The following is a 13661-nucleotide window of genomic DNA, read 5'->3' as shown; positions in this document are numbered from 1 at the left end:
ACCGGCCGCTCAATAGGTCATCGAGGCAGCGTTCACGACGCCGCCCGCCAGCGAGGCCGCGCCGAGGAGGATCGCGGCGGCGGAGCGGTCCTCCTCGATGCGGCGCGACAAGTCCGGCACCGCGAGGCGCACGAGCCAGTAGATCGCGATCTGGATCACGAGGGCGATCAGGCCCCAGATCAGGCAATCGAGCAGAGACCGGGCATTGTAGATCGCCACCGCCAGCGGCAGGGTGAAGCCGATCAGGCTTCCGCCCAGCGCGATGGCCGCGGCCGTCACGTCCCGGCGGATCAGCGCGATCTCGTTATGTGCGGTGGCGAGAGTGTAGATCAGCAGGTAGAGGCCGATCAGTCCGGTCGCAGTGCCGAGATAGAGCAGGAAGTCCGGCAGCCCGGAGACCAGGGTCACGCAAGGCTCGCCGTCTCACCGGCTCCGGACGTCGAAAGCACCGAAGCCGGACAGGTATCCCGGAGGAACCGCACGACAAGCGAGGCGAATGTCAGGGCGGATTGCTGCGCGCGGGATCGGTTCACGCCCGCAAATCCACGCAATTTCCCGCGCGGTGTCAAGCTTGTCGCGGATTTCGGACGGTTAGGCTGGCGGCCCTGTGCCGAGGTCCCGCCCGCCTCGGAGGACGGGGTGCCAGACGGGCGCTACCAGACCAGCCGTTCAATCATCGCGTCGGGATGCACGGCCTGCCGGCCGAGCCAGGCCGCCACGTCGCCCAGGCGGTGATGCGCGGCCGTGACGCCCAGTTCCTCCGCGTGGATGCCGCGGGCCACCAGCAGGCTGGCGACGCCGAAGCTGCGGGCCCCCGCGATGTCGGTGCGGATCGCGTCGCCGATCGCCAGGACCCGCGCCGGATCGACCGGGGCCCCGGTGAGCGCCGTCCCCTTGGCGAGCGCCGCCTCGTAGACCGGGCGGTGCGGCTTGCCGGCGTAGACCACGGGGCCGCCGATCTCCGCGTAGGCCGCCGCGAGCAGGCCCGCGCAGGGGATCAGGCGGTTGCCGCTCTCCACGACGAGGTCGGGATTGGCGCAGATCATCGTCAGGCCACGGGCGGCCAGACGCTCCAGTTCCGGACGGTAATCGTCCGGGGTCTCGCTGCGGTCGTCGAACAGGCCGGTGCAGACGACGAGGTCGGCCTCCGCCTCCGGGACGAGGCTGAGATCGAGGCCCTGGAAGATGCCGAGGTCGCGCTCCGGCCCGAGATGCCGGATCCGCGCACCGGGGCGCGCGGCGATCAGATCGTGGGTGAGGTCGCCCGAGGTCAGGATCGCGTCGTAGGCCTCCCGCGGCACGCCGAACCGGTCGAGGATGCGGCCGACGCCGTCGCCGGGCCGGGGTGCGTTCGAGACGAGGACGACCCGGCGCGGCCGCGCGCCCGGGAGGCCGCGGAAGCGGATCAGCGCCTCGCCGGCGGCCCCGTGGGCCTTCTGGCCGTCGTGCAGCACGCCCCAGACGTCGCAGAGGATCAGGTCATACCGGTCGGCGACCTCGGCGAGGCCCTGGAGGGTCGGGATCGGTGCGGGAGTGGTGCTCATGGAAGGTCCTGGATTCAAAAGGTCCGGGACCTTTTGCGGGTGCCGGGCAAAGCCCTGCGATACATCAGGTCTGCGCCCCGACAATGCGCCGGCGTGCGTGGCCCTTCGGAAATGCCTTACGGGCGTCGGGCCGGTCCTAGCCGGTGCTCGGCGAAGAAGTCGAGCATCGCCCGTGAGGCGTCGGGCCCTTCGGGGTCGGTGTAGCTGCCGTCGGAGCGGCCTCCGGACCAGGCGTGGCCGGCACCGCGCACCCGCCAATCCTCGACGACGACCCGACCCGCCTCGTCCCGGTAGCGGGTGCGGGTGAAGGGATGGCCGCGGCCCTCGAAGGTCTCAGACCGGGCCGTCAGCCCGGCGACCTTGGCCTGGGACAGGACTTGATCGGCGTTGCGCACGCTGACCGTGCCGTCGTCCTCACCGTGGAAGATAATCGTCGGCACACGGGCCGCGGGGGCGGGGCCGCCGAAGGCCGTCGGGGTGCCGAGACCCGGGGCGCCGACCTGCATGGCCATCAGCGCCGAGCCGAGATCCCGGGCGCAGCCGGCCGCGAGGCCCGAATGCACGCCGACGGCCGCGTAGAGATCCGGGTAGGCGCGGGCGATGTTGAGAGCCGCAGCGCCCCCCGCCGACAGGCCGGCGATGTAGACTCGGGCCGGGTCGATCGGGTGCTCCGCCAGGATCGCGCGGGTGAGGCCCGCGATGATCGCCGGCTCGCCCGCCCCGCGGCCCTGGTCCCGGGGCTCGTACCAGTTCCAGCAGCGCTGGGCATGGGCGTGGCGGCTCTGGGCCGGGTAGGCCACGAACACGCCCGCGCGCTCGGCGAGGGTGTTCATGCCGGTGCCGGCGGCGAAATCGTCCGGATTCTGCGTGCAGCCGTGCAGCATCACGATCAGCGGCGCCGCCCGGTCCGGATGGCCCGGGATGAACAGCTTGTACTCGCGCGTGCCGGCGGGCTCGGCATGGGCCAGGGACACGAAGCGTCCGGTCCCGCCCGCCCGGCCGGCCGGCGGCGGAGTCGGCCGCAGCGGGTTGCCCAGGCCCTTCAGCACCGGTGCGAGGCCGCGCACGACCTGCCCCACCACCTCGCGCATCCGCGTGCCGGTTTCCGCTGCCGAATTGCGCGCCTCCGCGGCCGCATCGTCGCGATTCGCGGCGATCTGCGGTGGAGCGGCGGTCTGTGCTGCGGGTGCGGCTCTCGGGCCGCCGAGGCTGCGGTGGATCAGGGCGGTCGCCTCCTCGAGCCGGCCGAGCCCGGTGAGGCGGGTGGCCTCGATCATGTCGGCGAAGGGCCACGGGCCGGTCTTGTCGTCGCGCTCTCCGTCGCGGCTGCCGAATTCCTCGGTCATGCGTGCGCGCCTCACTGCCTCAGCATCTCTGTCCAGGCCGGGCCCCGGTACGGCTGTGCCGACGCGTGGGCCGGACCCGCCATCCTGCGAGATGGTACGCCGACAGCCTATTGTGCATTGCAATAAACGCCCCCATGCAATGCGGCAACAGCCGGTCTCGCGCGGCGGGGGTGGATCGGACGGGCGGGTCAGACCGGCAGATCAGACCGGATCATCCGCCCCGATGTAATCGCCCCAGATCGCGGCAGGACCGAGGCTCGCCCGGAAGCTGTCGTGGCGGGCGCGCTCCGCATCCGTGAGGCGGCTCCGATAGGCACGGGGTGCCGCCGGAGCCGCTACCGGGACGAGGGATCCGGCGACCGGGGCGGCAGCCCCCGCCTCCAGGAGCCCGAGGCTGGTCTGCTTGCCGCCGAGCAGCTCGACATAGACCTCGGCCAGGATCTGCGCGTCGAGGAGCGCCCCGTGCTTGGTGCGCCGGGTGTTGTCGATCCCGTAGCGGGCGCAGAGGGCGTCGAGGTTGTTGGCCGCGCCGGGATGCTTGCGCCGGGCCATCGGCAGGGTGTCGACCACGTCCTCCAGCTGGATCGGGGGCGGGGCGTTCGTGCCGAGCCGGGCGAATTCCATGTTGAGGAAGCCGACATCGAAGGGCGCGTTGTGGATGACGAGGCGGCCCTCGGCCAGGAAGGCCAGCAATTCGCCGACGATCTCGGCGAAGACCGGCTTGTCGGACAGGAATGCGTCGGACAGGCCGTGGACGTTGAACGCGCCTTCGGAGACTGCCCGCTGCGGATTGCAGTAGCGGTGGAAGGTCCGGCCGGTCGGGATGTGATTGAGGAGCTCCACCGCGCCGATCTCGATCAGCCGGTCGCCTCCTTTCGCCTCGGTGCCGGTGGTCTCGGTGTCGAGGACGATCTCGCGCAGCATTGGGTCTCGCGACTCGCGGGGTGGGGGGCGGACCCTAGCGGGATAGGGCGGAGGGGTTAAGCTCCCGTGCCCCTCACCGGGACGTGTTGCGGTAGACGCAGACGGGGCCCCGGTCCTCGTAGCCGCCCGGGCAGGCGGTCACGCAGGCGCCGGCCGCGAACTTCTTCGGCGGCGGGCAGCTGGCGGCGTACTGGGCCTGCGCGGGCACGGCCGCCAGCAGCACGGCCGGCAGCACGAGAAGGGCCGCGGCCCGGATGCCGCTGGACCGAACCGGATCAATCCCGCCCAAGCGCCGCGCCATCACGTCCATCCTGCCGCTCGTGTTCCCCCCGGAACACAACGGCAGATATTCAATCCTCCGGGCGTTTCATCCGACGCCGCGGTGCGGCGGCGCACGGTGCGCCGTCAGACGCTCGACGATCCGCGCCACCTCGGCCTCGGCGGCGGCGAAACCCCGGCCCGTGTCGATGACGAAATCCGCCCGGGCGCGCTTCTCGGCGTCGGGCATCTGCTTGGCCAGGATCGCCGCGAAGGCCGCCTCGGTCATGCCGGGGCGGGCGAGCACGCGGGCGCGCTGGACCTCGGGCGGGGCGCTCACCACAGCGACCGCGTCGCAGCGGCCCTCGCCGCCGGTCTCGTAGAGGAGCGGGATGTCGAGGACGACCAGCGCCGCCGCCGCGTGCCGCGCCAGGAAGTCCGTGCTGGCCGCCCGGACCAGGGGATGGACGATGGCCTCCAGCGCCGCCATCCGGTCGGGGGCGTCGAGCACCGCGGCGCGCAGCCGCGCCCGGTCGACGCCGCCGCCGTCGCCGAGCACGCCGGGAAAGGCCGCGCCGATCGCCGCGGCGGCCGCGCCGCCCGGCCCGTAGAGGGCGTGGACGGCGGCGTCGGCGTCGTGGACCGGGACGCCGCGCTCCGCGAACATCCGGGCCGTGGCCGACTTGCCCATGCCGATCGAGCCGGTGAGCCCGAGGATGACGGGTCCGGATCCGGCTTTCGGGATCATCCGGCGAGGTCCGCCACGATCCGGTCGCGCAGCTCCGGGGTGACGGCGGGGCGGGCGCCGAACCACGCCTCGAAGCCCGGCACCGCCTGGTGCAGCAGCATGCCGAGTCCGTCCACGGCGGAAAGCCCCCGCCGCCGCGCCGCCGCCAGGAGCTCCGTCTCCAGGGGCGCGTAGACGATGTCGGCCACGGCCGCCTCCGCCGGCAGGGGTGACAGGTCGAGGGCGAGGGGCGGCTGGCCCCTCATGCCGAGCGACGTGGTGTTGACCAGGAGGCCGGTTCCGCCGAGCGCCGCCGGCAGGTCGTCCCAGGCGACGACCGCGCCGATCCCCGGCGCGAGCGCCGCCACCGCCTCCGCCCGGGCCGCGGTGCGGTTGGCGACCCAGATACGCCGCAGGCCCCGCTCGGCGAGCCCCACCACGATCGCCCGTGCCGCCCCGCCGGCTCCGAGCACCAGGGCGGTGCCGCCCGCCCGCTCCGGCCAGGCTAAGCCCAGGCTGTGGTCGAGATGGGCGCAGAAGCCCGGCGCGTCGGTGTTGTCGCCGCGGATCCGCCCGTCGGGCTCGACCACCAGGGTGTTCACCGCCCCGATCGCCTTCGCCCGCGGCGTCAGAATGTCGGCCCGCGCGAAGGCCGCCTCCTTGTGGGGGATCGTGACATTGCCACCCCGGAAGCCCGAATCCGGCAGGGCGCGCATGAAGTCCGGGAACGCCGCCGGCGTCACGTCGAGGCGCTCGTAGGAGCCCGGGATCCCGTGCTCGGCGAGCCAGTGGCCATGGATCAGCGGCGAGCGCGAATGGGCGATCGGATGGCCGACCACGAAGGCGCGGGGCGTGGGATCGCGCAGGACAGGATCGCTCATGCCGCACAATCCTGCGCGAGGCGGCAGGCCGGGCCGCCGGCCTCCTCGATCTGCAGGGTGACGTGGCCGATGCCGAACCGCGCGCGCAGGCCCTCGGCGGTCTCGTTGAGGAAGCCGTTGCCCGGGAGGCGATGGGCCTGATGCCCCTCTCCCATCACGAGATGGGCCGTCAGGGCGACGCTGGTGGTGCTCATGGGCCAGATATGCAGATCGTGGAGGCCGGCGACGCCCGGCCGTCCGAGGAGGAAGCCGGTCACCGCGTCCGGGGAGATCTCCGGTGGCACGGCGTCGAGGGACATCGCCACGCTGTCGCGCAGCAGGCCCCAGGTCGCCCAGACGACCAGAGCCGCGATGACGAGGCTGACCGCCGGGTCGAGCCAGGCGAATCCGGTGAGCTGGATCACGAGGCCCGCCACCACGACTCCGGCCGAGACGGCGGCGTCGGCCATCATGTGGAGGAACGCCCCGCGGACGTTGATGTCGCCCTTGGCGCCGCTGGCGAAGAGCCAGGCGGTGAGGCCGTTGACCAGGATTCCCACCGCGGCCACCACCATCACGGTCGTTCCCGCGACGGGCTCCGGATGCGCCAGCCGGACCAGCGCCTCCCAGATCACCGCCCCCATGGCGATCAGCAGGAACACGGCGTTGAACAGGGCGGCCAGGATCGACGAGCCGCGATAGCCGTAGGTGAAGCGCGCGGTGGCGCGGCGGCGCACCAGGATCGCGGCGATCCAGGCCGCCGCGAGGCCCAGAATGTCCGAGAGGTTGTGGCCGGCATCGGCCACAAGGGACATGGAGTTGCTGAGATAGCCGTAGGCCGCCTCGATCACCACGAAGGCGGTGTTGAGCACGATACCGATGGCGAAGGCCGTGCCGAAATCCTTCGGGGCATGCGCGTGCCCGCCGAGGCCACCATGGCTGTGCCCTGCGTGGGCGTGGCTTCCATGGGCATGGCTTCCATGGGCATGGCCGCGGTGCGAATGGCCGTTACTGGGAGAGTCGTCGTGAAAGGGACCGCCCTGAGAATGGCCGTCCTGCGAATGGTCATGCCCGGCCAAGGCGAGGCTCCCTCAAAAATCCAGGACCCCGGCGCCGCGCAGGCGGGCGAGGAGCGGCAGCAGCGGCAGGCCCAGCACGGTGCTGTGGTCCCCGACGACCGATTCGAACAGGTGGATCCCCGGCCCTTCGAGCTGGTAGCCGCCGACGCTCGACCGCACCCGCGCCTCGCCGGCGCAGTCCACATAGGCCGCGATGGCCCGGTCATCGAGGGGGCGCAGGGTCAGCCGGGCGGTCTCCACGAAGGCGTCGCCCACCGCGCCGGCCATGACCACGGCGGAATGCAGGGTATGGGTGCGGCCGGACAGCCGGGCGAGCTGGGCCCGGGCGGCCTGCGCGTCGGCCGGCTTGTGGAACACGATGCCGTCGAGATCGAGCACCTGATCGGCGCCGATCACGATCCGGCCGGGGTGGCGCGCTGCCACCGACTCGGCCTTGGCGCGGGCGAGCACCAGGGCAAGGTCGGGCGGAGACAGGCCGGCGCTCTTCGCTTCCAGGGCGCGCTCGTCGACCTCCGGGGCGGCGGTCTCGACCGGCAGGGCGGCGCTCTCCAGGAGGAGGCGCCGGGTCGGGCTGGTCGAGGCGAGGAGGAGCGGTTGCGGACCGGTCCAGGGCGAGCGGGGCATCGCGCCAGTGTCACGGATCCGGTGAGTGGCGCAAGGGGAATGGATGCGCGCCGGGGCGGGGGCTGCGACGAACCCCGCCGCCGGGATGGACCGGTCGGCGGGGCTGTCGCGGGGCCGATACGCAACCTGGCGCCCGACGATGATCCTGGCAGGGAGCGGTTAGGGGAAGGTCAACGGCCCGATCGCGCGGTCGGTGGTTTTCGTGTCGCGGCGGGACAGGGGCACCGGCCCTCCGACCGGCGCCTCGGGATGAGGGGGAGGGTCGGGATGCCCGTCGAGCCGCCGCCTCAGGTGTTCATCGAGTCGAAGAAGTCGCTGTTGCTCTTGGTCTGGCGCAGCTTGTCGAGCAGGAACTCGATCGCGTCGGTGACGCCCATCGGGTTGAGGATGCGGCGCAGCACGTAAGTCTTCTTGAGCGCGTCCGGCGGGACCAGCAGCTCCTCCTTGCGGGTGCCGGAGCGGGTGATGTCGATCGCCGGGAAGATGCGCTTGTCGGAGACCTTGCGGTCCAGGATGATCTCGGAGTTGCCGGTGCCCTTGAACTCCTCGAAGATCACCTCGTCCATGCGCGAGCCGGTGTCGATGAGCGCGGTGGCGATGATCGAGAGCGAGCCACCCTCCTCGATGTTGCGGGCGGCGCCGAAGAAGCGCTTGGGCCGCTGCAGGGCGTTGGCGTCGACACCGCCGGTCAGCACCTTGCCGGAAGACGGCACCACGGTGTTGTAGGCGCGGCCGAGGCGTGTGATCGAGTCGAGCAGGATGACGACGTCGCGCCCGTGCTCCACGAGGCGCTTGGCCTTCTCGATCACCATCTCGGCGACCTGCACGTGGCGGGTGGCCGGCTCGTCGAAGGTCGAGGCGATGACCTCGCCCTTCACCGAGCGCTGCATGTCGGTGACCTCCTCGGGCCGCTCGTCGATGAGCAGCACGATCAGGTAGCACTCGGGATGGTTCAGGGTGATCGACTGGGCGATGTTCTGCATCAGCACGGTCTTACCCGTGCGCGGCGGCGCCACGATCAGGGCACGCTGGCCCTTGCCGATCGGCGAGACGATGTCGATGATCCGGGGTGAGAAATCCTTCTTGGTCGGATTCTCGAGTTCGAGCTTGAAGCGCTTCGTCGGGAAGAGCGGCGTCAGGTTGTCGAAGTGGACCTTGTGCTTGATCTTCTCCGGGTTCTCGAAGTTGATCGTGTTGACCTTCAGGAGCGCGAAGTAGCGCTCGCCGTCCTTGGGACCGCGAATCGGGCCCTCGACGGTGTCGCCGGTCCGCAGGCCGAAGCGGCGGATCTGGGTCGGGGAGATGTAGATGTCGTCGGGACCCGGCAGGTAGTTCGAGTCGGAGGAGCGCAGGAAGCCGAAGCCGTCCTGCAGCACCTCGACGGTGCCCGAGCCGATGATCTCGACCTCCTTGGCAGCGAGCTGCTTCAGGATCGCGAACATCAGCTCCTGCTTGCGCATGGTCGAGGCGTTCTCGACCTCGACCTCCTCGGCGAAGGCCGTCAGGTCGGTGGGCGTCTTCGACTTGAGGTCCTGGAGCTTGACCTCGCGGACGCCCTCGAGGGCGGCAGGCATGGTGGGCCGATCGGTGGGCGCATCGGCCGGCTCCGCGGTCTCGATGTCGGCGAGGGCGTCGGGGTTTGGCGTCATGGGGTGTCTTGCAACCGACGGAAGAAGGTGGGAGGGCCGGTTCAGTGCCAGGCACCCGGGGGATGGGCGCCGGAGAGCGGGCCGCGCTGCGGCGAGGGGCCCGGGTCAGATTGGCGAAACCGATGAGGCAGGTCCCTCGCGGCTCACGGGCGCGCTGCGGCGCAGACCTTGTGATGAGGGCCACACACAGATAACGCCTTTTTCTCCTGCACTCAAGGGCCTCGCCGGGGCGCCGTGCCGGCGCTAGGCAGACGGGCCCGGGACGGGGTCATCGGAACCGGGCCGGCGCGCGGCCGTTCCCCGTCCCGGCGCTGCAGCGCAGCAGACCGTCCAACCGAGAGTTTCCCTGACCGCCATGCGCGACGACGCCACCGGACGCACCCTCACCACCCACGAGCCGCGCCGGATCCCCTGGCTCGACATCGTCTTCGGCTTCGGCCCCATGGTGCCGATCGCTCTCGGCACCGCGGTGGCGTGGTGGCTGAACGGCCAGCCCCTCGACTATCTGGTGGCGCTGTTCACCCTTCTCTATGCGGCCTCGATCCTGCTGTTCCTGGCCGGGGTACGCCGGGGGGTCAGCTTCCGGACCGAGGGCGGGCCGCAGGTGGCGCAGATCGTGACGATGCTGGTCCTGTACGGCCTCGGACTGGCCAGCTTGTTCGCCGCCGTGATGGGCAAGGCGGTGCCGGCGCTCGCGATGCTGATCCTCGGCTACGCCGCCATCGGGATCCTCGACCCGATCGCGGCGCGCGCCGGCGAGGTGCCGCTGGCGCATGGCCGCCTGCGCCCGCTACAGATGCCGATCGCCGTGGTGAGCCTCGCTGCCCTGCTCTGGCTCAAGCTGACGGCACCGTACTGAGCGTCGCACCGACAACCTTGCCGCTCGCCGCCGTCATGCTTTAGAGCCCGGCCTCAACATCCCGCCCCGTCGGGAACGCGTCACTCCGGATGCTGGACCCGGATTCCGGGCCCGCAAGAAGCGAAGACGACCATGTCCAAGGCCGAGAGCAAGGCCGAGACCCTGAAGCCCCGCCTGCCGCGCGGCTTCGTCGACCGGCGCGCCGGCGAGATCGCCGCCCAGGGGCGGATGCTGGAGACGATCCGCAAGAGCTTCGAGCTCTACGGGTTCGAGGCCCTGGAAACCCCCTTCGTCGAGTACACCGAGTCGCTCGGAAAATTCCTGCCCGACCTCGACCGCCCGAACGCGGGCGTGTTCTCGTTCCAGGACGACGACGAGGCGTGGCTGTCGCTCCGCTACGACCTGACGGCGCCGCTGGCCCGGTTCGTGGCCGAGAACTACGACGCCCTGCCCAAGCCCTATCGCAGCTACCGGGCCGGCTACGTCTTCCGTAACGAGAAGCCGGGGCCGGGCCGCTTCCGCCAGTTCATGCAGTTCGACGCCGACATCGTCGGCGCCGGCAGCGTCGCGGCCGATGCCGAGACCTGCATGCTGATGGCCGACACCCTGAACCGCCTCGGGCTCGGCGGCCGGTACGTGGTCAAGGTCAACAACCGGAAGGTGCTCGACGGCGTCATGGAGGCGATCGGGCTCGCAGGTCCCGACAAGGCCGGCCAGCGCCTCACCGTGCTGCGGGCGATCGACAAGCTCGACCGGCTCGGCGTCGACGGCGTGCGCGACCTGCTCGGGGCCGGCCGCAAGGACGAGAGCGGCGACTTCACCAAGGGCGCGGGCCTCGACGCGGCGGCGGTCGGCCGGATCCTCGCCTACGTGTCGTTCCAGGCCGATGCCGCGGACGGCGCCGACAAGGTGGCGTTCTGGGAAAAATTCTTCGGCGGCTGGCACGACGCGGTGGGCCAATCCGAGACCGGGCGCGAGGGCATCGCCGAGCTGCACGCGATCATGCGCCTCTGCGCCGCCGCCGGCTACGGCCACGACGTGATCCGGGCCGACCCGAGCGTGGTGCGCGGCCTCGAGTACTACACGGGCCCGGTCTACGAGGCCGAGTTGACCTTCCCGGTCACCAACGAGGACGGCCAGACCGTGCGCTTCGGCTCGGTGGCGGGCGGCGGACGCTACGACGGACTCGTCGGCCGGTTCCGGGCCGAGCCGGTCCCGGCCACCGGCTTCTCGATCGGCGTCTCGCGGCTGTTCTCGGCCCTGCAGCTGGTGGGCAGCCCCCTGATCGCCGGCACCGAGGCGCCCGGGCCGGTGGTGGTGCTGGTCCTCGACCGGGAGAACATGGCCGATTACCAGCGGCTCGTCGCGCTCCTGCGCGCCGACGGCATCCGGGCCGAGCTCTACCTCGGCGCCGCCGGCATGAAGGCGCAGATGAAGTACGCCGACCGCCGCCGCGCCCCGGTGGCCATCATCCAGGGCTCGAACGAGCGGCTGGCCGGCGAGGTCCAGATCAAGGACCTGATCGCGGGCGCCCAGGCGGCCGAATCCATCGCCAGCAACGCCGAATGGAAGGCGGCGCGGCCCGCGCAGGTCTCGTGCCCCGAGGCCGACATGGTGGCGCAGGTCCGCGCCGTGCTGAGCCGGCACTTCCCGGCCGCCGCGCAGTAAGGCCTTCGCGCATCGAACGCGGCGGCCTCCGGAACGTTGTCCTTCCGCCGGTGCTCGCGTGTCTGCCCGCCCCGGCGCCGCGGAGAAGCCGGCATGCGCGCGACGCTCCTGATCCTGTCCACCGGGCTGGTCTTCGCCGGCACCCTGGTCGGGGCCCTGCCGGCCCGGGCGGACAGACCGGCCCTCAACCGCCTGCCGAGCGCCACCGCCCAGGCCACGCCGGGAACCGGCAGCGCGCCGGTCCTGAGCGCCGGGATGGCGGGCGCCCCGGCCGTGGCTGTGCTGCTGGTCCGGCGCAAACCCGCGCGTCGCCCCCGCGGCGCCCGGCTCGGCAGCCTCCGGCCGCTCTGAGAGGCGGCGCGGACCCTCAGGCCGCCCGCAGCCCGGACAGGAACTGGGCGACCGCGTCACCGAGCCGTTCCGACTCGCGCGACAGGGCGTTGGCCGAGGCCAGGACCTGGGAGGCGGCCGCGCCCGTCTCGTCGGCGGCCCCGGCCAGGCCGACGACGTTGTCGGTGACCGCGTCGGTCCCCGCCGCCGCCGCGGAGACGTTGCGCACGATCTCCTGCGTGGCCGCGCCCTGCTCCTCGACGGCGGCCGCGATCGAGGCGGCGACCGTGCTGATCTCGCGGATGCGGCCGCCGATCCCGTCGATCGCGCCGACGGCGTGGCCGGTGGAATCCTGGATCCGTCCGACCTGCCCGGAAATCTCCTCCGTGGCCCGGGCCGTCTGCTCGGCGAGCGCCTTCACCTCGGCGGCCACCACCGCGAAGCCGCGTCCGGCCGCGCCGGCACGGGCCGCCTCGATCGTGGCGTTGAGCGCCAGCAGGTTCGTCTGGGCGGCGATGCCGGAGATCAGCGCCACCACGTCGCCGATCCGGGACGCGGCGGTGCTGAGATCCTGGACGAGCGCCACGGTCTGGCCGGATTCCGCGACCGCCCCCTGCGCCAGCCCGGCCGAGGCCTGGACCTGCCGGCCGATCTCCCGCACGGAGGCGCCGAGCTGCTCGGCCGCCGCCGCCACCGTGCCGACATTGTTGGCGGCCTCTCCGGCCGCCCGGGCGACGCCCCCCGACCGGGCCGAGGCCTGGGCCGCCACGGCGCTCATGCTGCGGGCGGTGGCCTGGAGCTGCGCGGCCGCCGCGGCCACGGCCGCGATCACGCCGCCGACGCTGCCCTCGAAGGATTCGGCCAGGGCGTGCATCGCGGCCCGGCGCTGCGCCTCCGTGCCGGCCCGGGCCACGGCCGCCTCGGCCTCCAGTGCCCGGTTGCGCTCCAGGCTGGCCCGGAAGCCGAGCGCCGCGCGGGCGATCTCGGCGATCTCGTCGTGCCGCTCAGTGCAGGGCACCGCCACGTCGGCATTGCCGGCGGCCAGCTCCGTCATGGCGGCGGCGACCCGCAGGGCGCGGCCCGCGATGTCGCGGGCGAGCCACGCCATCAGGACCAGCGCCAGGGCGGCGCCGAGGCCGGTGCCCACGAGGATCGTGGTCAGGGTCGCCGCGCTGGTCTCGCGCACCTGACCGGCCGCCCCGTGCGCCGCCTGGCTCGCCGAGGCCTTCAGGGCGTCCAGGCTCTTCCACGCGGTGTCGTAGAGCTTGTTGGCGGGACCGTTGAAGGCGGCCCGTCCTCCGGCCGCGTCGCCGCCGGCCACGCGGGCGAAGGCGTCCGTCTGCGCCTCGAGATAGGCCTGCCACTGCGCGGAGAAGGCCCTGAAGCCCGTAACCGTCTCGGGGCTCCCCGGCAGGGCCGCGAAGGTGCCGATCAGGTCCTGCATCTCGGCGATGCGCGCCGCGTTGCGCTCCCGGGCCTGGGCGTGGGCGTGCGGCTCCGTCTCGTCGATGACCCGGGTGGCGCCGAGGCGCACGCGGGTCATGGTGGCGCGCAGGTTGCCGAGCAGGTCGACCGTCGGCAGCAGCCGGTCGCCGATCTCCTGGGTGACCGCCGCGCTCTGCCAGACCCGAAGGGCGGCCTGGGCGCCGACGCCGACCACGATGAGGCCGATCAGACCGGCGAGCACGAGGAACTGCGCCCTGAGGCGGAAGGGGAGGTGCACGGGACGTCCACCGCGTGTCGGAGTTCTGCGCCTATCGTGGCGCCTCGGCGTTATGGTTCCGTTAAGGCTC

The 13661-nt window shown here is 72.3% G+C and carries 14 protein-coding genes; 3 read left to right on the top strand and 11 right to left on the bottom strand.

The window, feature by feature from the left end:
- Positions 1 to 9: 9 nt before the first annotated feature.
- The 10 genes from BLT59_RS17145 to rho all read right to left on the bottom strand — a co-directional run bounded on the left by BLT59_RS17145 (position 10) and on the right by rho (position 8936).
- Entirely contained in the window at positions 10 to 408 is a 399-nt protein-coding gene (locus BLT59_RS17145; RefSeq protein ID WP_091782693.1) for a DUF350 domain-containing protein, read from the bottom strand.
- A 245-nt stretch (positions 409 to 653) separates the two neighbouring features.
- The gene (locus tag BLT59_RS17140; RefSeq protein ID WP_091782690.1) at positions 654 to 1544 is read right to left on the bottom strand and encodes a TIGR01459 family HAD-type hydrolase; all 891 of its coding nucleotides are present in this window, start codon (positions 1542 to 1544) and stop codon (positions 654 to 656) included.
- Between the two features lie 116 nt (positions 1545 to 1660).
- The gene (locus BLT59_RS17135) at positions 1661 to 2890 is read right to left on the bottom strand and encodes an extracellular catalytic domain type 1 short-chain-length polyhydroxyalkanoate depolymerase (RefSeq protein ID WP_091782687.1); all 1230 of its coding nucleotides are present in this window, start codon (positions 2888 to 2890) and stop codon (positions 1661 to 1663) included.
- 201 nt (positions 2891 to 3091) lie between these two features.
- Positions 3092 to 3814: a DNA polymerase III subunit epsilon gene (gene dnaQ / locus BLT59_RS17130; RefSeq protein WP_091782684.1), complete on the bottom strand. Its 723-nt coding sequence runs from the start codon at positions 3812 to 3814 to the stop codon at positions 3092 to 3094.
- Between the two features lie 73 nt (positions 3815 to 3887).
- A complete protein-coding gene (locus BLT59_RS17125) occupies positions 3888 to 4115 on the bottom strand; it encodes a hypothetical protein (RefSeq protein WP_091782822.1) in 228 nt (75 codons plus the stop codon).
- 66 nt (positions 4116 to 4181) lie between these two features.
- Positions 4182 to 4820: a dephospho-CoA kinase gene (gene coaE, locus BLT59_RS17120; RefSeq protein ID WP_091782681.1), complete on the bottom strand. Its 639-nt coding sequence runs from the start codon at positions 4818 to 4820 to the stop codon at positions 4182 to 4184.
- Positions 4817 to 5680, bottom strand: a complete 864-nt coding sequence (locus BLT59_RS17115) for a shikimate dehydrogenase (RefSeq protein WP_091782678.1) — start codon at positions 5678 to 5680, stop codon at positions 4817 to 4819. Before BLT59_RS17115 ends, coaE begins: the two co-directional genes overlap by 4 nt.
- A complete protein-coding gene (locus BLT59_RS17110; RefSeq protein ID WP_091782675.1) occupies positions 5677 to 6738 on the bottom strand; it encodes a cation diffusion facilitator family transporter in 1062 nt (353 codons plus the stop codon). Before BLT59_RS17110 ends, BLT59_RS17115 begins: the two co-directional genes overlap by 4 nt.
- A 12-nt stretch (positions 6739 to 6750) precedes the next feature.
- The gene (locus BLT59_RS17105; RefSeq protein WP_091782672.1) at positions 6751 to 7362 is read right to left on the bottom strand and encodes a Maf family nucleotide pyrophosphatase; all 612 of its coding nucleotides are present in this window, start codon (positions 7360 to 7362) and stop codon (positions 6751 to 6753) included.
- A gap of 287 nt (positions 7363 to 7649) precedes the next feature.
- Positions 7650 to 8936, bottom strand: a complete 1287-nt coding sequence (gene rho, locus BLT59_RS17100) for a transcription termination factor Rho (protein WP_091782820.1) — start codon at positions 8934 to 8936, stop codon at positions 7650 to 7652.
- Between the two features lie 430 nt (positions 8937 to 9366).
- On the opposite strand from rho, the gene BLT59_RS17095 reads away from it, so the two are divergent.
- The 3 genes from BLT59_RS17095 (at position 9367) to BLT59_RS17085 (ending at position 11889) form a co-directional block, all read left to right on the top strand.
- Complete coding sequence (locus tag BLT59_RS17095) at positions 9367 to 9870, top strand: DUF3429 domain-containing protein (RefSeq protein WP_091782669.1); 504 nt, start codon at positions 9367 to 9369, stop codon at positions 9868 to 9870.
- A gap of 132 nt (positions 9871 to 10002) precedes the next feature.
- Positions 10003 to 11538: a histidine--tRNA ligase gene (gene hisS / locus BLT59_RS17090; protein WP_091782666.1), complete on the top strand. Its 1536-nt coding sequence runs from the start codon at positions 10003 to 10005 to the stop codon at positions 11536 to 11538.
- A gap of 93 nt (positions 11539 to 11631) precedes the next feature.
- Positions 11632 to 11889: a hypothetical protein gene (locus tag BLT59_RS17085; protein WP_091782662.1), complete on the top strand. Its 258-nt coding sequence runs from the start codon at positions 11632 to 11634 to the stop codon at positions 11887 to 11889.
- A gap of 16 nt (positions 11890 to 11905) precedes the next feature.
- On the opposite strand, the gene BLT59_RS17080 is transcribed toward BLT59_RS17085, so the two are convergent.
- Positions 11906 to 13591, bottom strand: coding sequence for a methyl-accepting chemotaxis protein (locus BLT59_RS17080; protein ID WP_244514029.1), 1686 nt, complete (start codon positions 13589 to 13591; stop codon positions 11906 to 11908).
- Between the last annotated feature and the right edge of the window lie 70 nt (positions 13592 to 13661).

The organism is Methylobacterium sp. UNC378MF (assembly GCF_900103195.1).
In the GTDB taxonomy this organism is placed as follows: domain Bacteria; phylum Pseudomonadota; class Alphaproteobacteria; order Rhizobiales; family Beijerinckiaceae; genus Methylobacterium.
Note: the sequence above shows the minus strand (reverse complement) of the source record. Positions and strands in the feature narration are given on the sequence as shown.

What these genes read in the sequence shown, in the direction of transcription:
- BLT59_RS17140 (WP_091782690.1), bottom strand. Translation starts at nt 1,544, where the DNA reads ATGAGCACCACTCCCGCACCGATCCCGACCCTCCAGGGCCTCGCCGAG.
- BLT59_RS17135 (WP_091782687.1), bottom strand. Translation starts at nt 2,890, where the DNA reads ATGACCGAGGAATTCGGCAGCCGCGACGGAGAGCGCGACGACAAGACC.
- dnaQ (WP_091782684.1), bottom strand. Translation starts at nt 3,814, where the DNA reads ATGCTGCGCGAGATCGTCCTCGACACCGAGACCACCGGCACCGAGGCG.
- BLT59_RS17125 (WP_091782822.1), bottom strand. Translation starts at nt 4,115, where the DNA reads ATGGCGCGGCGCTTGGGCGGGATTGATCCGGTTCGGTCCAGCGGCATC.
- coaE (WP_091782681.1), bottom strand. Translation starts at nt 4,820, where the DNA reads ATGATCCCGAAAGCCGGATCCGGACCCGTCATCCTCGGGCTCACCGGC.
- BLT59_RS17115 (WP_091782678.1), bottom strand. Translation starts at nt 5,680, where the DNA reads ATGAGCGATCCTGTCCTGCGCGATCCCACGCCCCGCGCCTTCGTGGTC.
- BLT59_RS17105 (WP_091782672.1), bottom strand. Translation starts at nt 7,362, where the DNA reads ATGCCCCGCTCGCCCTGGACCGGTCCGCAACCGCTCCTCCTCGCCTCG.
- rho (WP_091782820.1), bottom strand. Translation starts at nt 8,936, where the DNA reads ATGCCTGCCGCCCTCGAGGGCGTCCGCGAGGTCAAGCTCCAGGACCTC.
- BLT59_RS17095 (WP_091782669.1), top strand. Translation starts at nt 9,367, where the DNA reads ATGCGCGACGACGCCACCGGACGCACCCTCACCACCCACGAGCCGCGC.
- hisS (WP_091782666.1), top strand. Translation starts at nt 10,003, where the DNA reads ATGTCCAAGGCCGAGAGCAAGGCCGAGACCCTGAAGCCCCGCCTGCCG.
- BLT59_RS17085 (WP_091782662.1), top strand. Translation starts at nt 11,632, where the DNA reads ATGCGCGCGACGCTCCTGATCCTGTCCACCGGGCTGGTCTTCGCCGGC.